General features: G+C 65.4%; 23 protein-coding genes and 1 pseudogene. 6 read left to right on the top strand and 18 right to left on the bottom strand.

What is annotated here, in order from left to right; all coding sequences use genetic code 11:
• Nucleotides 1-20: 20 nt before the first annotated feature.
• The 10 genes from BLV39_RS09470 to BLV39_RS42260 form a co-directional block, all read right to left on the bottom strand.
• Complete coding sequence (locus BLV39_RS09470; RefSeq protein ID WP_090789363.1) at nt 21-1,187, bottom strand: tyrosine-type recombinase/integrase; 1,167 nt, start codon at nt 1,185-1,187, stop codon at nt 21-23.
• The gene (locus tag BLV39_RS09465) at nt 1,187-1,393 is read right to left on the bottom strand and encodes a helix-turn-helix domain-containing protein (protein WP_239083985.1); all 207 of its coding nucleotides are present in this window, start codon (nt 1,391-1,393) and stop codon (nt 1,187-1,189) included. Before BLV39_RS09465 ends, BLV39_RS09470 begins: the two co-directional genes overlap by 1 nt.
• A 4-nt stretch (nt 1,394-1,397) precedes the next feature.
• Entirely contained in the window at nt 1,398-3,167 is a 1,770-nt protein-coding gene (locus tag BLV39_RS09460; protein WP_090789358.1) for a replication initiator, read from the bottom strand.
• Nucleotides 3,167-3,682, bottom strand: a complete 516-nt coding sequence (locus BLV39_RS09455; RefSeq protein WP_090789356.1) for a DUF2637 domain-containing protein — start codon at nt 3,680-3,682, stop codon at nt 3,167-3,169. The genes BLV39_RS09460 and BLV39_RS09455 overlap by 1 nt, the downstream gene beginning before the upstream one ends.
• On the bottom strand, nt 3,679-5,097 hold the full coding sequence (locus BLV39_RS09450; protein WP_090789354.1) for an FtsK/SpoIIIE domain-containing protein: 1,419 nt from the start codon (nt 5,095-5,097) through the stop codon (nt 3,679-3,681). Before BLV39_RS09450 ends, BLV39_RS09455 begins: the two co-directional genes overlap by 4 nt.
• Nucleotides 5,085-5,510 carry a hypothetical protein gene (locus BLV39_RS42265; RefSeq protein ID WP_143049703.1) on the bottom strand — a complete coding sequence of 142 codons (426 nt, stop codon included), beginning with the start codon at nt 5,508-5,510 and terminating at the stop codon, nt 5,085-5,087. Before BLV39_RS42265 ends, BLV39_RS09450 begins: the two co-directional genes overlap by 13 nt.
• Nucleotides 5,507-5,674, bottom strand: coding sequence for a hypothetical protein (locus BLV39_RS42925; RefSeq protein WP_176984825.1), 168 nt, complete (start codon nt 5,672-5,674; stop codon nt 5,507-5,509). Before BLV39_RS42925 ends, BLV39_RS42265 begins: the two co-directional genes overlap by 4 nt.
• 220 nt (nt 5,675-5,894) lie before the next feature.
• Entirely contained in the window at nt 5,895-6,341 is a 447-nt protein-coding gene (locus BLV39_RS09445; protein WP_239083986.1) for a hypothetical protein, read from the bottom strand.
• A gap of 77 nt (nt 6,342-6,418) precedes the next feature.
• A complete protein-coding gene (locus BLV39_RS09440; RefSeq protein ID WP_176984824.1) occupies nt 6,419-7,144 on the bottom strand; it encodes a GntR family transcriptional regulator in 726 nt (241 codons plus the stop codon).
• Nucleotides 7,144-7,428 (bottom strand): hypothetical protein, encoded by a 285-nt coding sequence (locus BLV39_RS42260; protein ID WP_143049702.1) that lies wholly within the window; start codon nt 7,426-7,428, stop codon nt 7,144-7,146. Before BLV39_RS42260 ends, BLV39_RS09440 begins: the two co-directional genes overlap by 1 nt.
• Nucleotides 7,429-7,958: 530 nt before the next feature.
• Here BLV39_RS42260 and BLV39_RS09435 point away from each other — a divergent pair.
• The 5 genes and pseudogenes from BLV39_RS09435 (at nt 7,959) to BLV39_RS44055 (ending at nt 12,375) form a co-directional block, all read left to right on the top strand.
• A complete protein-coding gene (locus BLV39_RS09435; RefSeq protein WP_090789350.1) occupies nt 7,959-8,822 on the top strand; it encodes a winged helix-turn-helix domain-containing protein in 864 nt (287 codons plus the stop codon).
• Nucleotides 8,819-9,529: an HAD family hydrolase gene (locus BLV39_RS42255; RefSeq protein ID WP_143049701.1), complete on the top strand. Its 711-nt coding sequence runs from the start codon at nt 8,819-8,821 to the stop codon at nt 9,527-9,529. The genes BLV39_RS09435 and BLV39_RS42255 overlap by 4 nt, the downstream gene beginning before the upstream one ends.
• Before the next feature lie 143 nt (nt 9,530-9,672).
• Nucleotides 9,673-11,040: a serine/threonine protein kinase gene (locus BLV39_RS09425; protein ID WP_090789347.1), complete on the top strand. Its 1,368-nt coding sequence runs from the start codon at nt 9,673-9,675 to the stop codon at nt 11,038-11,040.
• 3 nt (nt 11,041-11,043) lie between these two features.
• Nucleotides 11,044-11,343, top strand: a pseudogene (locus tag BLV39_RS44060) (DNA methyltransferase); the annotation flags it as partial.
• 357 nt (nt 11,344-11,700) lie between these two features.
• Nucleotides 11,701-12,375, top strand: coding sequence for a hypothetical protein (locus tag BLV39_RS44055; RefSeq protein WP_239083998.1), 675 nt, complete (start codon nt 11,701-11,703; stop codon nt 12,373-12,375).
• A gap of 12 nt (nt 12,376-12,387) precedes the next feature.
• Here the strand turns inward: BLV39_RS44055 and BLV39_RS42250 are convergent, their stop codons facing one another.
• From BLV39_RS42250 to BLV39_RS42240, 3 genes are all read right to left on the bottom strand, one after another.
• Nucleotides 12,388-13,137 carry a hypothetical protein gene (locus BLV39_RS42250; RefSeq protein ID WP_143049700.1) on the bottom strand — a complete coding sequence of 250 codons (750 nt, stop codon included), beginning with the start codon at nt 13,135-13,137 and terminating at the stop codon, nt 12,388-12,390.
• A gap of 266 nt (nt 13,138-13,403) precedes the next feature.
• Nucleotides 13,404-15,782, bottom strand: a complete 2,379-nt coding sequence (locus BLV39_RS42245) for a coiled-coil domain-containing protein (protein WP_143049699.1) — start codon at nt 15,780-15,782, stop codon at nt 13,404-13,406.
• Entirely contained in the window at nt 15,766-15,966 is a 201-nt protein-coding gene (locus BLV39_RS42240; RefSeq protein ID WP_143049698.1) for a hypothetical protein, read from the bottom strand. The genes BLV39_RS42245 and BLV39_RS42240 overlap by 17 nt, the downstream gene beginning before the upstream one ends.
• A 243-nt stretch (nt 15,967-16,209) precedes the next feature.
• Here BLV39_RS42240 and BLV39_RS42235 point away from each other — a divergent pair, with 243 nt between their 5' ends.
• Entirely contained in the window at nt 16,210-16,680 is a 471-nt protein-coding gene (locus BLV39_RS42235; RefSeq protein WP_143049697.1) for a hypothetical protein, read from the top strand.
• A gap of 445 nt (nt 16,681-17,125) precedes the next feature.
• Here the strand turns inward: BLV39_RS42235 and BLV39_RS45085 are convergent, their stop codons facing one another.
• The 5 genes from BLV39_RS45085 to BLV39_RS09395 all read right to left on the bottom strand — a co-directional run bounded on the left by BLV39_RS45085 (nt 17,126) and on the right by BLV39_RS09395 (nt 21,776).
• Entirely contained in the window at nt 17,126-17,419 is a 294-nt protein-coding gene (locus tag BLV39_RS45085; RefSeq protein ID WP_425304684.1) for a DUF7710 domain-containing protein, read from the bottom strand.
• Nucleotides 17,420-17,845: 426 nt separating this feature from the next.
• Nucleotides 17,846-18,544, bottom strand: coding sequence for a hypothetical protein (locus BLV39_RS09410; protein ID WP_143049696.1), 699 nt, complete (start codon nt 18,542-18,544; stop codon nt 17,846-17,848).
• Nucleotides 18,541-19,506 (bottom strand): NAD-dependent epimerase/dehydratase family protein, encoded by a 966-nt coding sequence (locus tag BLV39_RS09405; protein WP_090789340.1) that lies wholly within the window; start codon nt 19,504-19,506, stop codon nt 18,541-18,543. Before BLV39_RS09405 ends, BLV39_RS09410 begins: the two co-directional genes overlap by 4 nt.
• Nucleotides 19,503-20,819: a nucleotide sugar dehydrogenase gene (locus BLV39_RS09400; protein ID WP_090789338.1), complete on the bottom strand. Its 1,317-nt coding sequence runs from the start codon at nt 20,817-20,819 to the stop codon at nt 19,503-19,505. The genes BLV39_RS09405 and BLV39_RS09400 overlap by 4 nt, the downstream gene beginning before the upstream one ends.
• Before the next feature lie 27 nt (nt 20,820-20,846).
• On the bottom strand, nt 20,847-21,776 hold the full coding sequence (locus BLV39_RS09395; RefSeq protein WP_176984823.1) for a glycoside hydrolase family 191 protein: 930 nt from the start codon (nt 21,774-21,776) through the stop codon (nt 20,847-20,849).
• Between the last annotated feature and the right edge of the window lie 4 nt (nt 21,777-21,780).

The raw sequence follows: 21,780 nt of genomic DNA, 5'->3' as shown, positions 1-21,780 counted from the left end.
GATCTATCGCTGGACCTCTTCTAAGACTTTTCGATCTTGCGTGCCATTGGCGTGCCAGTAGACCCGGCCTTGCGCCGTTGGCGTCTGATCCTCTTGTCCATGGCGTCGGCGATCTCGCGGTCCCGTTCACTGGCCGCGTGTTGGTAGCCGAGGGCCGCGCGCATGCTCGACTGGCCGAGCCTGGTCATCAGTTCCTTCGTGCTCGCGCCGGCCGCCGCCGCGAGGGTGTTGCCGGTATGGCGGAGATCGTGGAAGTGGAAGTCGTCGCCGAGGCCGGCCGCACGGGTCGACTCGGCCCAGCGGGTCGTGCGACGGAAGTTGCCGGAACGGAGCAGGGCACCCTTGTCGCCGGTGAAGATCAGCGCTTCCGGGTCGTCGGGGACGTATCCCGCCGCAAAGTGATCTTTGAGAGCGTCCGTGGCGACCCCCGGGAGAGCGACCGAGCGGATGCCGGCGACGGTCTTCGGTGGCCCAAACTCCAACCCCGTCCTGAGCGCCGCTAGCTTCCGGTGGACCTTGACCGTTCTGGCATCGAGGTCGACGTCGCAGCGGCGCAGCGCGGCGAGCTCGCCCCAGCGGAGTCCGGAGAACGCGGCGACCAGGATGAAGGCCGAGAAGCGCTTCGGCATGACGGCCGCGAGCGCGTGGACCTGGTCGACGGTCGCGGTTGGTCGCTCGGGCGTGTGATAGGTGTCGTAGCCGCGGATTCGGCACGGGTTCTTCGACAGGATCTCGTCATCCTTGACCGCCGTGTTGAAGATCGCTCTCAAGAGCGTGTACGCCTTGACCGCTTGCGGCTCACGACATCTCGTGGCGAGCAACGTTGACCGCCACGAGCGGATCGTCGCCGGTTGGACGGAGCCGAGTTCGAGCTTGCCGAGATGCGGGTCGACGTAGAGCCGGAAGAGATCTCCGTAGAGCTCGCGCGTACGCGGAGCGAGCTTCCGGTCGGCGATCCAGCGGTGCCCGTACTCCCGGACCGTGATCTCCGCTCCCTCCGGAGGCGACCACTCCCCTTTGATCATCTGCGACTCGGTCAGGGTGAGCCACTTCTCCGCATCGCGCGGCTTCGCGAACGTCTCCGGGGCGTTGCGCATGAGCCCATCGGAACCCAGGTACCTCGCCTGGTAGCGACCCGAGCGCAGCTTCCGCACGCTGCCGAAGCGTCGGCGACCCTTGCCGGCCATCACGCCACCCGGCCGAGGATCGAGGCGCGCAGTTGGGCTCTGGAGAGCGTGCCGACGCGGTTCTGTTCGACGTACGCGACGACGGCACTCGGTTCGAACCGCACGGCGCGGCCGACCTTGACGTAGACGATGCGTCTCTCGGCGACCAACCGCCGGACGAGCCGCTCTGAGGTGTGGAGCACTTTCGCGACCTCCTCTGTGGTCATCAGGTCATCCATGGGCGGCTCCCCCACCGGCCGGTGCCAGACCGGGTGGCCCGGTGCCAGCGCGTTGCCGAGCGGCGTCGAGCTGCTGTCTTCGCTGGACGCGTTGGGCGACCGCGCGGAGGAGTCGGTGTTCTACGGGCGGCACGTCCGGGTCGTCAGGTCGGGCGATCTCCCAGGCGACCGGTGCTCGTTCATCGGACGCTGCGTCGACCGGGTCGGCGGTTGCCGAATCGGCGGAGATGCCGAGGAGGGCTTTGACCCAGGCGTGCGCGTCCGCGCGGTGGTCGGCGAGGGTCTTGCCGGACCAGTCGCGGGAGATGAGAATGCGCCGGCCCCCAATGCCCAATGTGGAGCGTTGGTGGACCTTTCCCTTGCAGTTGCCCGGTCGCAGCTTGCCTTGGGCATTCTTCGGCTGGACGCCGTAGAGGAGCCAGTTGGCGCAGCGGTCAGAGCAAGGAGTGACGCGGAGCTGTCGCCAGAGTCGGTCGGCGTGTGCGCGCTGCGCGTCAGTGATCCCCGCATGGCAGTCGGCGACGCTCTTGGTCAGGTACTTCGTGATGTAGCCGATCGTGCGGTCGGTGTCGCGGCTCCCGGCGATGACGCCCTTGGCCTTGACCTGCTCGCCGAACGCGATGACGTGCGCAGGTTCGTCGTCGAGGGTGTCGAGCACGTCTGCCCAGGTCGCCAGAGGTAGGCCGGTGTCCGGGTCGACCCAGGCGCCACGGTCGGCGTTCCACGCCGGTGGGTTGTCCGGCCGGTAGGCGAGCTTGTCCGCAGGTGGCCACCAGACCTGGTGGTAGGTCGCTCTGGCGACCTTGGCGAGCAGAGCGCGCGGGATGGTGCCGCGGATCGCGAAGTGCGCGTGGGGCGCAAGTCGGCGTTGCGGCTCGACGCAGCCGGCGTACTGGATGTTCCAGCCTTCGGCGCGGCGAAGGTTCTGCCAGAACCGGTCGAGCAGACGCGGGAAGTGCACGGCGTCCCAGGCCGCACGGCGGTAGTCGTACGCGGCCGGATCGACCGGTGTGCCGATGACCGGGTCGTCGTCGGCGTGGAGCCGGCGGCAGACGCATGGGATGGCCTTGCCGCTGGACGCACGGCGGACGCCGTGGATCGGACCGTAGGAGTCGAGGGTGAGCGTCAGCCACATCGAGGGTTGAAAGGTGGCACCGTCCGGCGCGGCGTAGACGCGGCCAACCGTGCGCGGCTCGACACGGCGCCGGGGAAGGTCAGGCACATCCTGACGCCGCCTGGTCGACCGGATGCGGCGCGCCGGACCTTCGTCGCTCTGGTCGTCGTTGTGGTGGGGCGGCGCGATCCGTCCGCGCAGGCCCTCAGCCGCGATGACTTCTTCGACTTCGGCGATGGCCTGTTCGAGGTCGGCGACCTGGTCCCATTGGCTGGCGAGTTCGGCTTGGGCGCGGCCGAGCTCGTAGTGTGCGCGGAGCTCGATCAGCGCGCGTTGCGCGTCGGTCGCGGGTTCTGGGCCGGGTGTCGGTTCGTCGCTGCGGTGCCAGCCTTCGCGGATCTGGACCTGCCGCAGTCGTTTTGCGCGCTTGGCGCAGGCCGGGCATTTGTCGTCGCGGGTGGCGCCGCAGGGTAGGTCGATGACCTCGGTTTGCCCGGTGGCCAGGTCGGTGCGGCGCAGCAGGACGGGGCGCGTGCAGACGCCATACTCGGTGGCGAGTTGCTTGAGTGCGTCGATCGCGCGGGGCAACGCCATCCGTGCGGCGCGGGAGCCGGGCCGCAGCTCATGGAGCGTTGTTGTCTCGGTCATCAGCGGACCGCCTGTCCACCGTTGCGGCGCGCGAATGCGTCCGGCCGCAGGGGCACGAGGGCCGTGGGGCGCACGTCCGTGAGCGCCTGGTCGTCGACGACAGGGGCGTCGGGGCGGTGCCCGGCCGGCTTGGTCGTCAAGACGAGCTTCGTGAGGGCGAGAAACGCCAGAGCCGGCACGGCGGACAGCAGCCAGCCAGACGGGCCAGGCTTGCCCACGGCGAGCTGCGCGGCAAGTGACAGAGCGACGGCGCCTGCAACGACGCAGACCGGGTACACGATTGGTTGCCCGGTCCGTCGACGGCGCCGGATGTCGAGTGCGGCAGCGGTCGGCAGGAGTTCGCTGATAACGGCGTTGGCCCAGCCGTACCAAGCGCCGGTGCCTGGCGGCGAGTTGGCGAGGGTCCAGTCTTTGACGTGGGTGAACGACGCGGCGCCGGCGAATGCGGCGACGGTGAGGAGGATGGCGACGAGGGCGACCCCTTCCAGGCGGATGGTTGCGGTTGGTGTGGTCATGCGGCGCTCCCCTCTGTGAGGCGGAGCCGGCCGTACTCGGCGGCGAGAGCGCGGATGTCGGCGTCGGCGTGGTAGGCGAACCGGACGCGCATCGGCGTGGGCTCGCCGTCGAGCAGGACGTAGGCGACGCCGGGCAGGCTTTTGGGGATCTGGTCGCAGAGGGCGCCCCGGTCGCGGCTTCCGTCGTTGAGGACCAGGTCGACTTCTTTGTCCTCTGTCAGTCGCAGGGCGACGCGGGTGGGGAACAGGTTGCGGAAGGGCAGGATCTCTTTGCGCGGATCCTGCAAGCACGCCAGGACGTGCACGCCGACCGCGCGGCCTTGGGAGAGCAGGACGCCGAGGGCGTTCTTAATGCGCTCTTTGAGTTGCCGGTCGGTTAGGTACGCGGTCAGTGCGGCGAGTTCGTCGATGATGATCAGGATCAATGGCTCATCGACCGTGGGGATGTGCTGGCGGGTCTTCCCGCGGAGCCGGGCGGTGCGACGCCGCATGGTGCCTACGGCTTCTTCGAGCATGTCGGCCATAGCCGGGTAGTCGTCACAGGCGAACCGGGCGAACAGCGGCCTACCGATGGCCAGCTCCATGCCGCCTTTGGGATCGAACGCCCACACCTCGACGAGCCCAGCCCGGATGCCGCCAGAGACCGCACGGACGGTCGACCAGATGACCGAGCCCTTTCCCGCATCAGTGGCGCCGGCAACGAGCACCTGCGTGCCGAACAGCTTGAGCGTCAACGGGCGCCCGTCTTCGCGCCGGCCTAGCGGAAGCGCGGTGAAGTCGGGGACGTACGGCACTGGCATCGGCGTGACGATCGCGGTGAGCGGGTCGCCACGTAGCAAGGTCAGGGTGATCGTGTCGGGACGCCGGCCGGGAGCGACTTTGACTTGGCGGACACCGAAGGTGTGGGCGAGGCGGACAGCGGCGAGAGCGAAGTCGTCTGGTGTCTGACCGGAGACCATCCGCACGATGACTCGGTCAACGCCATGACCGCAGCGCACGCGTCGTAGGACCGGCAGGACGGTATGGGTATCCCAGGTGACAGCCAGGCGTGCGGTGGCCATGGCGGGATGCCAGACGCGCCGGTACTGCCAGCGCCGGATCTGTGCTTTGACCGGCCACCAGCCGAACCGAAGCCAAGACGGCCGGTGCGAGAACGCCCAGACCGTCGCGACCAGGCCGACGCCGGCGACTGTCGTGGCGAGCGGGAGCCAGCCGCGCTCGAGGTAGAGCCAGGCGAGCCCGGTGATGGGCAGGGTGACCCACCAGTAGCGCAGATAGGCACGCAGCAACCGGCCGACGCCCCGCAGACACCACCAGGCGAGCGCCATCCAGAGCGGGATGCGAACGACCGGGGTACGCAGGTTCAGCGGCGCTTCCGGGATCTCTTGTCCCCTGATGACGTTCACGAACGGCATGCCGCGACCTCCCTCGCCGAGGCGACCGGGAACAGCGGCGATTGACCCGGTGTGGCCCGGCGCGAGCTCCGCCGACGGACCGACCGCGACACCACGACAGGGCGTGCCACCGCGGATAGGTCAGGTCCGACCGAGGGCGGCAGCGCCACGTGGCGCGTCATAGTCGGCAGCCATCGACCCCGCCCCAGCACCGCTCGCAGGTCGACACGGTCAGCGACATGCGGTGCGATCAGGTCCGGATCGAGATGACGGAGTTTGACCACGGTGCGGGCAAGCGCGGCGGCAGCGGCCGAGATCTCGACGAGTGCGGCAACCCGTACCGCGTCACCAGGAGTCGTCAGATAGACCGCCCGCGCGGCGGCGATGCCAGGCCCGGCGAGGAGAGCGACGGTGCGACGGTGGGTGCGGCTCATGGGCGCCACACCTCCCGGGCGAGGGTGGCCTTGCACCGGGTGCAGGCGTTGGCGAGGGTGTCGAACCGCCGCGGCTTGCGCCACTGGAAGCAGCGCGGGCAGCAGATCTCGACGACGGTCGTAGTGGAACCGGCCAGGGCGCGGCAGAACGCGACGACGCGCATCACGACCACCCCGCACACGCCGGGCACAGCGAGTCGGCCGGGCTGGCGGGAAACAACCGGCCGCAGCCGGTGCACGCACGCCACAGGACCCGGGAAACGTGGGCAGCACGAACCAAGGGCATGAGAGCCCTCCCCTTCTCAACGGGTGTGATTTGAGGTCGCCGAGGCGGAGGCGCGCCCGTTGGTGGGCGACCTCCGTCCCGACGTGACAGCCGCTAGATCAGGCGGCAGCGCTGCGGCGCGGCGATGGCATCGGCGCCGTGAACCCGCTCGCGCGGACAGACCAGGCCAGACGCGCCCGGCAGCGGTGCGCTCCCTTATCGGAGCCCTTGCAGCGCTGCGAGTCGACGTAAGGCGTCAGAACCAGGTCGGCGAACTCGATCCGAGGCGGGTAGCCCGGAACCGGAGACTCGGGCAGCACCGGCTGATGCGGTGCCGCGATCTTGACCTTGACTTCGGTGGAGCGACCGAACGAGCCGGCTTCGGGGTCGAGATCCATCACGACCACCTGCCAGAGACGTTCCCCGGACGCTTTGTCGCGGGCTTGGTCGTCGCCCTGCCCGCGCTTGTCGAAGTCGGTGACCGCCTCGACGCGCAGACCGAGAACCCCATAGGCGAACACGTAATCCATCGGTACGGGTACCTGGAACGCGTTCGGAACCGACACGGTTTCTCCCTTCCTGAACTTGACTGGTCATGTCAGTCAAGTGTGTCTATGGCCAACATGGCTAGTCAAGTTAACATTCAAGAAAGACCATGTCCGAATTCCACAATGGTGCGATCAGCCGGTTGCACAGCGTCAACCGCAGCAAGCGGCCTGCCGTCAACGTCGAGCACGACCAACGTCGAGACCAGCAGACACCGCCCGCGATGCACGCTCAGAAGCTCCGCTTCACGGGCGTTCGCCGGCCGGACGGTGAGCCGTTCGGTAACGCGCCGCGGATTGTGACCAGTGCGGCCGAGGCGAGAGACCACGTCTTCAGAGATGGGCGCGTTCATCACAAGAGCCGATCGCCGAGCGATGGCGTCGGGCACGTGGACGACGGCGAAAGCGGGAGGCATGGCGCCGCTGTCCGCGAACAGTCGTCGACGCGCGACCACCCGGGCAGGAGTCGTCAGGCCGAGCAAATCGGCAGTCCGGTCGGTGGCCGGTACCGGTGCGGCCCGCAGCAGCGTTACGCGAGTCGAGTCCTCGCCAGCGAGCAACCGCAGGACCCGCGCCGGTGCCGGCATTCGTTCGGTGTGCGGGCGCCCCAGAACAATCCGGCCCCGGCCCTGCTGAGCTTCGAGCCAGCCTTCGAGTCGGAGGAATTCCAGTGCCCGCACCACGGTCGCGCGCGCGGTGCCGAACTCGCGGACGAGGTCGGCCTCACTCGGGAGCAACGAGCGGACCGGGTAGCGGCCGGAGATGATCCGGTCCTGGATCGTGCTGGCGATCAGCGCGTACTTCGGTGTCGATTCCAGTGCCATCACACACCGCCGTCGAGACGCGTTGTTTCGCCGAGCGCGTCGACATGAATGAGCGCCTGAACCCATGCGAGCGCGTCGCCCTGGGCGTCGAGCTGCACACCCTCGATCCACACCCAGACCCCGCCGTACCAAAGGGAGATGTCCTCGCGGACCTCGGTGAGCCGGACAACGAACCCCGCGCGTTCGTACTGGACCAGGTCAGGCGGGATGTAGTAAGTCCGTCCAACGAGATCGGCCGCCGGCCGAGGAAGCCGAGGAGGCGTGGTCAGCGGATCGCGCCTCATGACCGCACCTGCCGCCAACGGTTGTCCGTAGCCCGCCACGGCGCACCGTGTGGCCGCGTGAAGGCGGACACAAGCCCGAGGTCAGCGAGCTGCCGCGCGACGCACGGGTAGTAGCTGTACGGGCGGCACGCCACACACCAGCCGTCCGGACCTGGTTGATGGTCCGCGAACAGCCGCCGCGACACCTGCCACATCAGCCGGTTGACGCACCCGGCAGGCGGGTCCATCGGCGGGTCATTCGGATCGAAGGGAAGAATCCCTGCCGGTCGCACCACGCACCTCCACCGCAAGCGTGGAAGGCACCGGAGCGGACGGAGGGACCTCAACGCCCACCCCGGTGCCAAACAACGGCCCGCCGCGCCGCACCACCACAAGCGCCAACTCGGAAGCGAGCCACGCGACGGACCTGTCCAGGTGAACCACTTGACTAGCTTGGCTAGTCAAATTGAAGGTAGAAGATGCGACAGCCAGGCACAAGGTGCCCAGCCCGACTATTCCTAACTTGGCTAGTCAGGTTCTAATCTGAGCCCGTGAACCTCACCGCGGCCGATCTCGACGACCTGGAGCCCGACGACCACCGCCCGGCATCCCAGCAGATTGCCAACGTCCTACGCGCCGTGATCCTGACCAAGCGCATCGGCCCAGGTGAACGCCTACCATCCCAACTCGACCTCGCCGACCGCTACGGCGTGGCCCGCGAGACGATCAAGACCGCGCTACGCATCCTCCGCGACGAACGCCTCATCGTCACGCGTCAGGGCACGGGCGCGTTCGTGCGTACAAGTACCGAGAAGCCGGTCGGTCTGCGGCCCCACATCGAGGCCGCGTTCGAGCGCCCGCACGTGTCTATCGACTTCGCCGGCTTCTCGGGCGAGACTCTCCACGGTGCGATGACGGAGCCCCTCGACAAGATCCGCGCAGGCCGCCTCTCACCAGAGTCCATTACGGTGCGGATCCTGATCCCCGACCTGAGTCAGACGGCGTCCGTGCCGGCGGCTGCGTCCGCCGAAGTAGACGATGGAGCGGTTCGGCGTCGCGCCGAGCGCATCATGCGCAGACACGCCGAGTCGATCGTGGATGAGGTCAACGAGCTCGCAGACCTAGGACTCATACGCACAGCCACCGCCGAGATTCGGCACCACCGCACGGCGGTCTTGTTCAAGCTTTACGTCATCAACGGCGATCAAGCATTTTTCGGCTTCTACCCAGTCGTGAAGCACATCGTCACGATCGACAGGTCCCCCGCGGCGATCTACGACGTGATGGGTAAAGACGTTCCACTCTTTCCGTACGTTGCCGGCGACAGCGACGACCCAGCAAGTCTCTACGTAGAACAGGCCCGCGGTTGGTTCGACAGTGTTTGGACCACCATCGCTAAGACGCATCACCAGTGACGGACGCGCGCGCTCATCTTGCCGAGCTGCTGGGAAATCGACACACTCTGCTGCTCGACTTTGATGGTCCAATTTGCTCGGTTTTCGCCGGACTTCCAGCACCGACTGTTGCCGCCGATCTCAGGGAGAAACTCTTCCTCGAATTCGGTCCGAGCGTCAAGATCCCTGAGGGCAGCGATCCACTGAAGTTGCTACGCGAGTTCGCAGTGGACGTGCATCCAACAAGGGTCCGTTTCGCGGAAAATGTGCTTAGACAGATGGAGCTGGTGGCGGTAGGAACTGCGCGCGCGACGCCGGGTGCAGCGCAGCTAGTCCTCGGGGCGCTCGGCGCTGGACGGCAGGTTGCCGTTGTTAGCAACAACTCGGATGCTTCGGTCGAGAAGTACCTCGACCAAGAAAACCTGCGTAGCAACTTCACCTTCGTTAGTGCCCGATACAGCGCGATGGATCCGGCCCTCCTCAAACCCGACCCACATTTGCTGCATCGCGCCCTCGACTGGCTGAACACAGCTCCTTCCGACGCCGTGATTGTCGGCGACTCGATCGCTGACATCGAGGCTGGACGGGTTGCCGGCGTGATGACGATCGGATTTTCCACGAGACAGGCGAAGCGGGATGACCTCCTGGAAGCAGGCGCCGATGCCGTGTGCGACGACCTGTTTCGGATCGTGGACGCCCTAGCACCCAAGCCGGAGGACCGGACATAACCGGATGTTACAGGCAGTTGGTTCGCCCGATCGTCGACGATCTCAGGCGTGGATCATCGGCTTGGCCGGTTCCCATCGCTGACTTCCCACCGGTACCGTTAGTCCCCTCTCGACCCCTTACACGCTCGGAGAAGGGCAACCGCGTGGCGGCCAACGACCGGTACCGGATGATCCACTCTCTCGGCGAGGGCAACTACGCGCAAGTGTTCAAAGCCGCACATCGCGCAAGCACCGCCGAGGTGGCCTTCAAGCGGGCAAAGCAATTCAGAGACGCCAGAGACCGAATAAAGCGCGAGATCGAGGCCCAAAAACAGCTGGCCCACCCAAACATCATGCCGATATCGGACCACGACGAGACCTACAATTGGTATGCAATGCCGTTGGCATTGGGTTCCCTCGCCGACCTCCGATCGACTCTAGCCGACGACGATTTAGAAACAATCTTGCTGGATGTCGCATCCGGCCTAAAAGTCGCACACGAACAACGACTAATACACAGAGATATTTCGCCAGGGAACATCTTCGCAATGCCAACGGGGACAGGTAGCCGCAAACGATGGCTTGTTGGCGACTGGGGCATGGTAAAGCAACCGCCTGACGTCGCGTCGAGGCCTTTGACGAAAACGGGTGCCCGTATGGGCACCCCAGGCTTCGATGCACCTGAGCTCGACGTTGACCCGAGCGCCGCAACGCCAGCAGCCGACGTTTTCAGCTTGGGACGGATCGCGGCCTGGTTTGTCTCCGGGAAGCCAGCACACTCGGCCTTCCCCCCACTACCCGACGGCGATTTCATCCACTGGCGACCCTTCGTACGCGCCTGCACTGACCCCGAGGTCGGTCTTCGAGTCCAAACGATGGACGCTCTTCACGAATTGCTTATCCAGGTTCCCGAAAATCGCGATGTCCCGCTACTCTTGCAGGCCGCGCGACTGATCGAAGAACTATTGTACGGAGAGAGCGAGAACCTCGGGGCTCTCATTTCTCTCGCCGAGACATACCCTAACGACCTCGCACTTTACATCGACTATGTCGCGCGGATCCCAAGCAGCCAGTTGCCCGCTTGGACGGTGAAGAATCCGGAACGAGCAGCCAGCGTCGCGTCGGTGATGGCGAGACATCTACTTGCAGGACCCTGGGATGACCGTGACCCGGAGTACGCCAGCACACCCCTGACATTCGTCCTGACCGTGATGCGATCCCTGGTCGACATGCAGGCCCTCGGGCCCGCGCAGGACGTGGCGAGCTACTACTTCCCGGCAGATGCCCACAGAGGCGACACCGGCCAGAGGGCTCGGACCCTGGAGTGGCTCGCGGAACTGGACGATGCCGCGGCGCGCCCGATCAGCCGTATGATCGCGCCGAAACCAGAGCTAGTGGAGTACTACCGGGAACCCGGCTGGCACCCCGCAAGCGTCGTCCTTCAAGCCGTCTTGACGCCGCCGCCCCCAAGCGCGGACGCTGCGGGCAACGCAGGGCCCCTAGCGAACCGAACAACCGCCGTGGTGGAATAGGCTGTGCAGCAGACCACCGACGAGTCCGGAACCGAGCCGACGACGCCCCTTGACTCCGCGGTGCCCCAGGAGCCTGGTTCCGGCAGAGGCCGAAGTCACGGCACCAGCAGCAGCGAACCGTTTGACCGCTGGTTTCGGTACCCTGCCGGCTTCGCGTCTGACTACGCATCCCTACTGCTCGGGCAGCTTGGGCTTGAGCCGGGAAGCCTCATCGTCGACCCATTTGCCGGCTCGGCGGTAACTGGGACGTCAGCCCGAAGCTTGGGACACTCCTTCGTCGGAATTGAAGCACATCCAGCGATTGCTGAGCTCGCGACGATCAAGCTCCAGCAGCCACCAGGCGACCCCGCTCTCCTCTTGGAAACAGGACGTCTTTTGGTGGAAAAGGTGCGGGCAGACCAAACGGACCACGTCACGGACGACTTGCCCGAGTTAGTAAGGCGGTGCTTCACCGCAGAAGTCCTCTCAATCCTCATCGGCCTACGAGAGGGGATAGTCGCTAGCGGTAGCCCATGGACCACTTATCTAAAGTGGGGGTTGCTCGCGACACTCCGAGACGTTGCGTCTGTCCGCGTCGGTTGGCCATACCAGAATCCCGGAATGCAACGGAAGCCCAGGCACTCCGATCCTTTTTCGCGATTCGTACGCCGACTCGAATGGATGGCCGAGGACATCCATAATTGGGACTGGGCCGACCGACAGCAAAGTCACGCCGTGGTTGCCGGCGACTCGACGCGCCGCTCCAGCTGGGAGTTAATCGCACCGGCATCGGCCGCCGGGTGCGTATCTTCTCCGCCTTACCTAAACAATTTCGATTACGCCGATGCGACGAGGCTGGAGCTCTACTTTTGGGGGGAAGTGAGAACTTGGGCAGAAATGTGCTCAACGGTCCGGGCAGGCATGGTCACGGCCACCACTCAGCAAAGTAGCGTGGCTGCTGCAAGATCGGCCGAGGCTTTTCTCGCGCAACACGGCACGGTGGCAGACGAGGTCGCGGACCTGGCCACCAAACTTCGGGACGAACGAAAACAACGCCCGCGGGGGAAAGAGTACGATCGAGTCGTTCCGGAATACTTCGCATCAATGAGCCAGATCCTGGCCAATCTATCCTTAGCTCTGGCGACTAACTCCTGCGCCGTCTGGTTGGTGGGTGATAGCGCGCCCTACGGCGTTTACATCGACACGCCCGGCATCATCGGCAGGTTGGCGCGAGAACACGGCTTTGGCGTTAAGCAAGACGTCAAGTTGCGGAAGCGGGGCCAGCGGTGGTCGGGCAACGCAGCCCGACACAACCTGGAACTCTCAGAGAGGCTCATCTTGCTGCATCGCGAATGAGTCATGGCCCGGTCAAGCAAAGGAAGCCAATTCTTCTCGCGATTTGTCGAACGCATCCAGCAATTGTCCGCGGAGCGCATGCGTATCCGCTGGGCGGTCGAACGCAACCGACTCGTATGCTAGCTGTCCCGCAGACGCCCTGAACGCTGCCACAAGTTGATCAAACGCGGAAGCTAACCTGTCGTGGTTGAGACTCGGACGTCTAGCAAGATCACGACCCAAGAAAGCTACAACGTCGTGACGATACTTTTGGGGTATGTACAGGCGGCCCTTCTCGTGATCTCGCTTCTCAATAACTAGTCTGTGCGCCAACCGCCGGCGGGCCTCTGTTAACGCGTAGCCGCTTATTAACTGCTGCTGGTGCTGCGATCTTCCACGACGATTCCCGGAAACCAACTCTGCGAATCGCTCAGCTCCAGCGAATATGGCACGGTTAAGAGGGCCGCCCTCTGGGTCGCGGTTATCCCACTGAGGAACCGCCCGCTCTGGTGAATCCGATCGGTTTACAAGAATGGAAATTGCAAGGCCGACGGCAATTGCCTGCATTACCTCGCGGCCTTGGCCGGTACGAAGCTCGACCACCTGCACTAGTCGCCCGCTACTCCAGTCCCGGTAGAGGTTCAAGGCTTCACGTTCGGCAGCGCTGGTTACTGATTGCGACAAGACGACGTGACCGTCCGACAGATCTTCTTGCTTTAGGATCTCAAATACGAGCCTACCTTCCACACCAATGATTAGCGCACCCTCGCCCACATCGGTCACTAAGGGACTTCCGAATCTGCTCAGGCGCCGGAACAGATCATGCGGGGTTGGCGGAAGGCTCGCCAGCCTATCTCGTAAGCTCTGACCGCGCACAAGTGGATCAAAGAATCTTCGGCAAACCTCTTTGTCGCCAATCAGGGCACCCGGCAGCGAACCATAGGTAAGCAGCCACATTTGTGCGAGGTCGCGCGTTAATACCGATACCTCTGCTGAGGTTAGAACCACTGGGACGCCGAAAATTGCGCGCGGCCCGTCGGTCTTGGACCTCACGACAAAACCGATTCCGCTATGTAACCGCGCTTCTGAAGCTCTTCGACCCTTTGATGATCTCGCTCGCTGGAGTCGGGTGTTAACTGAGGCGTTCTTTCGAGAGGAAGCACTACTACGATTTGGTCATATGGGTTCGCGCGGGCGCGGGAAGCCAGGTAACCGAGTAGATCATTCATTCGGTCGGCATCGAGATATGACCCGAATTCATCCAGAGCAATGAGTCTGTTCTCGGATGCTGGCCCTTGGTCCAGTTGGGCGACCCTCGCATGCGTATATGCGAAGGCCTGCTGTCCGCTCGAAAACGCTGCGAGTGGAATTTCGTTCGGCCCTTCGGCTCCGGTCCAAGCGACGGTAAGGCTCGATGAATCAAGTCGAATATCTCTGGCGCCATCGAACAACGCTGCACTGAGAAAGTCGTCGTTGAACCAGCGACGAACCTGGTCGGCAAGCCATGTCCGCGCCGCCAGGTCCCAGCGCGACGTTCGAACTTGCCCCGTCGACGGCGAGCGAAGCTCGCCATGAAGTCGCTGGAAGGCCTGAGCAACCGAAGACGTCCCTCGATAGCTAGCTTCAAGTCGATTTCGGGCCACAGCAAGCTTGGTGGAAAGACCGTCCAAAACTTCGGCGTATCCGGACGCATCGCGTTGGCGGATTTGGTTTAGCTCGCGGTGAGCAGCCCGGAGCCATTCGTACCGTGGATCGGTCGCAAGTTCCTTTCCGACCTCCAAGATTTGAGTGGTCCGCGCGTCCGCTAAACGACTCGCCTTTTCAAACTGCTGCTGTATTGCGATCTGCCGGCGAGTCAGGTCGTCGATCTCGGCGAGATGACGCTCCCGCCGGCCGCGAACGCGTCCAGGGTCGACCCGCGCCTCTTGGCATAGACTGTGCAGCTCTGCGGCTAGTGCCGCTTCGTCGAGGCCTCCGCCCAATAGGTCACGCGCCTGGCTGAAGCGCGCCTCGTCACCTTGCAACGATCGGCTCTCATCATCGAGGGTATTACGGTTGGCCATGAGTTCTTCGACGGTACGCGCTGCTTGCTCTGGCAAACCTTCGACGGCGTTGCGCAGCCGCTCCTCTGCGCGGTGAAGGTTACCTTCGGCGATGTCAAGTTCATCGAGCTTCTCAGCCATCTGCGAAAGAGCGTCGAGCTGATTGCGCACACTGTCTATCTGCGACTCGAGCTTCTCCGCTTGGGCAGACGGCGTCCGTCGGGACAGCTTCTCAGCTTGAATTTGGCACAAGTCACGCAGTTGCGAAACCGTCAATCCAGGAAATGCGTCGCTCGCCTCGATCAGAACGCTTCCTGCGAGGTCGTGGCGTTCTCCATCCTCAAGTCGATCTGCAAGATCAGTCAAGACCGAAATGAGCATTGGTGTTGCATTGACTTGAGGAAGAAGGTCAACCATCTCCGCAAGCTGCCCGCTCAAGTCGGCGATGCGACTAGAAACGGGTGCCCTCTCGGGTGCAACACCTGCTGCGGCCGCGACCTTCTCGAGGGATGTCTTCGCGAGTCGGAAAGATTTGTCCTGTCGCACAAGGTGTTTTTGCGCTAAGTCAAACTCATGCTCAGCTGCTTGGTTGGCCGTCTGAGAGGCGCTTGCGCCTTCGATTTGCTCATCGAGAGTTCGCTTTCGATCGTCTAAATCCGCAAGCCGACGCCGTATCTCGCCAAGTTTTGCGTCGAGCTCTGGTCCTCGACCGCGGACCTGGTCCAAGCGATCTGCGACCTCAACAGCCTTCTCTAACAGGCCCGCTAGTCTCTTAGCCTCGTCAAGTTCCGATGTTGCACCACTCAAAAGCCTGCGAGCCGACTCGGCAGCGTGCAACTCCTGCGGTAACTGAGCGGGAAGGCAATCGCTGATTCTTACCTGGACCGCGCCAATTATCTTGTCCAGGTCATTCTGGCGCGGTTCTGCCTCATATTCGAGCCAAGATCTTAGATCGCGCTCCGCTCTCAGTGCCCTTTTAGCTAAGATTTCGAGTGGAGTCTCGGTCGTCAGGATGTGGAACACTCGCAGAACGTCCGGAATGTCAGCTGGCAACGCCAGCGTTCCGTCTATCCTGACGGATCCCAACAGGTCGCCCAGGGGTTCTGGTTTTGTGGGCCAGCGTTCGGGGTCTAGGTTGATGTCAATCGTTCGACCGCCGTAGAGACCCGTCACCTGCACACGCGCAGCCGCGAGGTGCCGGCGGAAGGTCCGCCACGCAGAAAGATCGTTCTCGAACGGTTGATCTCCTGTGCAAAGGCGAAGCAGCTTTATGGCATTGGTTTTGCCGATCCCATTATACCCTTCGATCTTGGAAATCGGAAAGTCAGGGATCTCCTCTATGATCCGGAGACCGTGGCCCGTCTCTGCTTCAATTCTGATGTGCACGAGCCACAACTTTCTCCGCCGCTTCAGGCAGTTCGAACGGCTCGGACGCAAGTACCCGGATTAGCTCGACGTCTATAGTGGTCGGCTCGGATTCGGCTTCGTCTTGGTGATCGTTGTCGATTCGTGCCAACGCGGCCGTCAACTCCGCGACGACCTGCACGGCGCGCTGTCCCAGCTCAGTCATCCAGTAGCCCCATATGTCGTACTCGCCGAGGCCATGGATACTACCTGGGTTTCGGTCGACAGTACCTGCCCGAAAGTAGCGACTAGGCGGACCGAGATGGCCGCCAGCGGATGCGTCTGCCGATTCCACCTCTAATGAATCAAGGCGCCGCGCGAGCGCGGCGCGCCGGCCCGGCACTGCGCTCTGGACCTCCGGCCCGCCGCGCGCGCCGGCCGGCTCTCTGGCTCTGGCAGCCTGTCATGCGTGGAGTACGCGTCACAGCATCAGTGGACCTACGGCGGCAAGGTCTTCGAGGTCAACAACTTCTATGATGGCGACCATGACGCCTGGTGCTACGAGCTGTACCAGACCGAACAGAATCCGGGCCGGAACGACTACATCGAGATCCGCATTCCGGATCTAACGCCCGACGGTCCGTTCACCCCCGCCGCCGCGAGCGAAGCCATCTTCCTGGCACACGGTGAGCCGCGGATTCCCCACCGCTCCTCCTACGTCTGTTGGACCTCGCACGCGACTACGGCGACCTACAGACGGCCGGGCCAACCGAGGCGTCAGACCCACAGAAGTGACTCGGGCTATGCCCCGGACCCCGGCCCTCCTCGGAGATCAGCGTTCCGGAAGGGATCTCCTCAGCCGCGCACCGAGACGGCTGCACAGGAACCTCTGGCCGTGCCAAGGCCAAGCCGCTTCGCGGTCGCCTTTGGCGAGCCTTGACCCGACCGGAGAACCCTGCGCAGGGTTGAACCTGCCCGACCGAGGAGATCCAGCCGCCGGGATGAGGGGTAGGTAAGAACCAAGATCGCCGTGCCATCCACGTGCCAGTAGACGGTGCCGCAAGGGGTCATCTGGGGTACCCCACGGACATGACGGCCAGGTCGCTGAGCTGCACTTTCGCGCTCAGCGACCTGGCCGGTTGACGTCTTCCAAACTGACGGTGCGGGTTCGATTCCCGTCGCCCGCTCAAATCGCTCATGAGCAGGCTCATGCGCGATTTGAGCCATTCTGGCTCCGGGGCCGAGCCCCGGACACCCCACGTTCCGGTGATCGCTGTTCTCGGCGAGAGCTAAGTCGCCAGGGATGGAGCGCGTGTCGCTCCAGCGGCCGTTTGGGGCGGCGGGTCTGCCGGGCGGGCACCGGCCGGCTCGGGGATGGGCTCGCCTCAGTCTGGCAATCCATCGACGATGTGGACGTGCTCCCCGCCTGACGAGAATCCCGCGATGTGGCCCGGCGATCCGTGATGCGGCTTGGTCGGTCTGAACGTGGCCGTCCGGACGGCCACGTCATAACAGCCGTCTCCGACGAGGTACTCGGTCAGTTGTCCAGTCACGCCGTGTCGCTGTGCCCAGGCGACACCCTCGGCTCTGGACACGAAGACGCCCGCGGCGAAGGGCGCGCCTTCCCCATGGAAGATCCATACCGTCGGGACCGGTGACGACGTCTGATCAGGAGACACGCGCCGAGTTTGTCAGCGGAGCACCGGGGCGCCGCTCCGGACCCCGGCCCTCATCGGAGATCAGCGTTCTCGTGGGATCTCTTCGGTCGTGCGCCAGGACCGACTCGGGAACCTCCGGCCGCGCCCAGGCCGAGCCGGTTCGTGTGCGCCTTCGGCGAGCCTTGACCCGACCGGAGAACCCCGCGCAGGGATGGACCTGCCCCTCCGACCGCGTCTTCAGGACCAGGCCGGCGTCCTCGAGAACGCGGACGTGGTGTGCCACCCAGGTTTGTCGGCAGGCCGAGCGACTGCGCCAACTCTCCCGGCGATGCGAAGCCTGTCGACCATCGCGAGCCGTGCCGGGTCACCCAGCGCCGCATGGGTGCGGGCCCGCAGAGATAGCTCAGCAAACATTGAGGCAATGATTGCTGAGCTATCTCCGGTCCGTCAAATGCGGGACAGGGCGCGGTCGCTGACGAAGCAGGACAGGCCGAACTGGCCCGCGCGCCGGTGGGCGAACTCCGTGAGGCCCTCCGTGTCCGCGTAGTCGAGCGCGTACAGGTCGACGTCGTACTGCAGGAGTTGCTCCGCGATCTGGGCGTTGTACTCGAGCACGTCCGGCGGCCAGGCGTCGTAGCCGTTGTCCGTCCAGCGGGCCGAGAACGACTCGAACAGGATGCCGTCGACGAACTCCGTCATGCGCGGCAGCAGGCCGAAGCCGCGGTTCGCGAGCATGTACGACGGCTTGGCCTCCTCACGAATCGCGGCGATCAGGGCCAGCAGATGGGGCAGGTCCTCCGGATACGTCAGCTCGACGTTGAGTGTGTCGAGGAACAGCCCGGTGAACCCGGCCGTCATCTCCGCCTTGGCCTGGCCGACGATGTGCTCAACCCAGCCTGGGTGTCCGACGTGGACGAAAGCCCCGCCCCAGTCCGGGTTGCGTTCCTCGCGCTGCCACGCTGCCGGCGGGCCCTGGTCCTCCGAGAGCGACAGGTAGCCCATCGGCTCCGTGCCACCGTCACGCAGAACAGTGAGCTCCGCCGTGCTGTAGAACTCGGACTGCAGGACCACCCGCGGGTAGCGGCGGAGCGCGTCCAGGCGGCCGGCGCCGTAGTAGAAGCCGATCGCCTCGTCGTGGGGGATCATCGCGGCTGCCAGTCCCGGTACCACGCGATTGTGCGGCGGACACCTTCCTCCAGGTCGACCGCCGGCTGGTAGCCGGTGAGAGACCGCAACAGAGTCAGATCAGGGCAGCGTCGCGCGACCGAGCCCGCCGGGGCCGGTGCGGGATCCAGAACAGCGTCGCGATCGGTGAGGCGCAGTACCAGCTTCGCCAGGTCGGCGATGTTGGTCTCCTGGCTGTCGTCGCCGATGTGCACCACCTGCCCAAACGCCTCAGGAGAAGCCATCAGCCGGAGCATCGCCTCGACCGCGTCGTCGACATGGCAGAAGGCCCGGTACTGGTCCGCACCCCACACCCGGAACGGGTCCTCCCCCGCCAGCGAGCGCATCGCCATCTCGGGGATGACGTGGTCGGCGCCCATCCGCGGCCCATAGACGTTGTGGAAGCGACCCACCACCGCCGAGAAGCCGCGCGCCTGGGAAGCATGCAGGAAGCCGGCTTCGCCGAGGAGCTTGCTGATCGCGTACGCGAACCGTGGCTCAGAGACGTCGCGCACCATGACCGGGGCGTCCTCCGCCGTCGGCACCGCCACGACGCCGGCGTCGACCCCGCCCGCGTACACCTCGCTGGTCGACGAGAAGAAGACCTTGTCGCCGGGTGCCAGCCAATCCAGCGCGTGCATGGCCACCAGGGTGTTGACCCGGACGGTGCGCCACGGGTCGTTCGAGACGTTGCGGACGCCGACCACGGCGGCCAGCACATAGATCTGGTCCCAGCCGTGCTGCAGCGAATCCCACGTGGCCGGAGACGTCAGGTCCGCCGACAGGATGGAAGCCCCAGCGTGGGCACGGAGAGAGTCCAGGTCCTTGTCGTCGCGACCCCGGGAGAAGTCGTCGACGATCGTCACGGAGTGGCCGTCGGCGAGCAACCGCCGGGCCAGGTGCAGGCCGATGAAGCCCGCGCCGCCGAGCAGCAGCACGTTCACGCCGGCACCCCCGCACCGCCGCGGCCGACGTAGCCGATGCCCCCGTATTGCACCCCGGCCGCCGCGATCGCTGATTCGTCGAGGATCCGCCACGAGTCGTAGATGATCGCCGGGCGGTTGGCGCCCAGCACCGAGTCGATGTTCAGCGCCCGGTAGTCCGGGTGGTCGTTGATGACCAGCACCGCGTCCGACTCGCTGAACGCCTTGTCGAGGCTGACCGGCAGGCCGCCGTACTGCCGGATGACGTCGTCGGTGACCATCGGGTCGTGGCCGAGCACGGTCAGCCCGGCCTCGGCGAAGACCGGCATCATCGTGGCGATCGGGGTGCCGCGCATGTCGTCGGTGGGCGGCCAGCCCTTGTAGGCCCAGCCGAGCACGGACAGCCGTGCGCCCTGCGTCGAGCCGCGGACCGCGCGGATGCGGTCGACGACGGTCGTCGCGACGTGGGTCGGCAGGAACTCGTTGAGCGCGCGGGCGCGGCCGACCAGGAACGGCTCGCGGTCGCCGGCCGAGTCGATCATGATGTACGGGTCCTTGGACAGGCAGCCGCCGCCGACGTAACCCGGCTTGGCGAGGTCGGGCCGCGGGTAGTTCAGGTTGGCCGCGCGGATCACCTCGAGCGGGTCGAGGCCGTGCCGCTCGGAGATCAACGCGATCTCGTTGCCGTACGAGTAGATGAGGTCGGTGTGGCAGTTGTTGGACAGCTTCACCATCTCGGCGGTCTCCAGGTTGGACACCGGCACCAGCTCGTGGGCCAGCCCACCGAAGAACGCCAGGCCCGCGTCGCGGCTGGCATCGTCGAGCCCGCCGACCACCTGCGGCAGCTCGACTAGCTCGCGCAGCGCCTGACCCTGGATCGTGCGCTCGGGCGCCATCACCAGGCGCACGTTGTCGCCCCAGGCCTCGCGCAGGGCCGGCAGCACGACCCGCCGGGTGGTGCCGACCGGCACCGTGCTGCGGACGACCACCAGCGTGCCCGGCGCGCACTGCTCGGCGACGAACCGGGCCGAGGCGGCCAGGTTGGTGAGGTTCGGCCGGTACGTGTGCTCGTCGACCGGCGTCGAGACGCAGATGACGGCGACGTCCACACCGGACTTCGGCAGGTCGGCGGCGACGAAGATGGAGCTGCCCACGTGCTCGCGGAAAGCCTCGGCCACGCCGGGTTCGAAGATGTGCGGCTTGCCGTGGTTGAGCTGGTCGATAACGGTGGGCTGGACGTCGACCCCGTGGACGACGAAGCCCTTGCGGGCGAGCGCGGCGGTCAGGGTGAGGCCGACATAGCCCATCCCGACGACACCAACAGACGTGGGCATAACGGAGCGACTCCTTCGAACGAGCTACTAGGGGCGGTCGAGCTCACGGACGGTCACGCAGCCGGCGAATCCCTCGGTGGCGTACCTGTCGCGCGCGGTGCGGATGTTGTCGCGGTCGACGGCGTAGTCGACGGCGAGCACGAGCTTGCCGGCGGCGCGCAGGGCGCGCGTCTCGGCGAGGTTCTCCGCGCACCAGCTCTCGGTGCACGGCTTGTCGGTCGCGAGGAAGAACAGCTCCTCCATGCCGATCCCGTCGATCGCGGCGGTGTAGCCGCGCTGGTGGCGCAGTTCCGGTGAGTTCTGCGGGAACACCCCAAAACCGGGCGAGCGCTCTTTGGCGTACGCGCTGATGCGCACGATCAACGCGGCCATCCCGGCGGCCAGGCTGTCCCGGGTGGCTCCGGGAACCAGATCAAGGTCGATCTCCTCGTACGCGAGGGGCGTGTCGAGGTACATCCCGTCGAAGCCGGCCCGCAGCGCCTGGTCGATCCGGGGCCGGATGGCGATCTCCCACCAGGGCTCTTCCCAGAAGCACACGAAGTGCTCCTCCGGCCAGTCGTCCCAGCGGTTGAGCACCAGGCCACTGTCGACGACGGCGCGGTGCTCGGGCCGGAAGTCCTCGATGCTGCCGATCTCGAAGTAGGCCAGCACCCGCTTGCCCGAGGCGCGGACGGCCTCGACCTCTTCCTTCCGGAAGAAGTCCGACTTGGCGTCGCGCGCCAGGTCGATGACCGCGAGGTCCGCCCGCGCACCGGCGATCGCGTCCAGCCCGCCTCCCTCGTACCCCTGGAGCTGGTAGAGCCAGGTCTTGACCGAAGTCCAAGGAGCACCGTCGAGGCGACCCGCCGACACGACCTGGGTGTCGGGGTGCGAGCACGCCGATGGTGGTGCGGGGTCGCCGGAGCACGCCGGCACGACCGCGGTGACCACCACGGCCGTCCCGAGCAAGGCCAGCATGCGA

It is taken from the genome of Asanoa ishikariensis (assembly GCF_900107455.1).
In the GTDB taxonomy this organism is placed as follows: domain Bacteria; phylum Actinomycetota; class Actinomycetes; order Mycobacteriales; family Micromonosporaceae; genus Asanoa; species Asanoa ishikariensis.
Note: the sequence above shows the minus strand (reverse complement) of the source record. Positions and strands in the feature narration are given on the sequence as shown.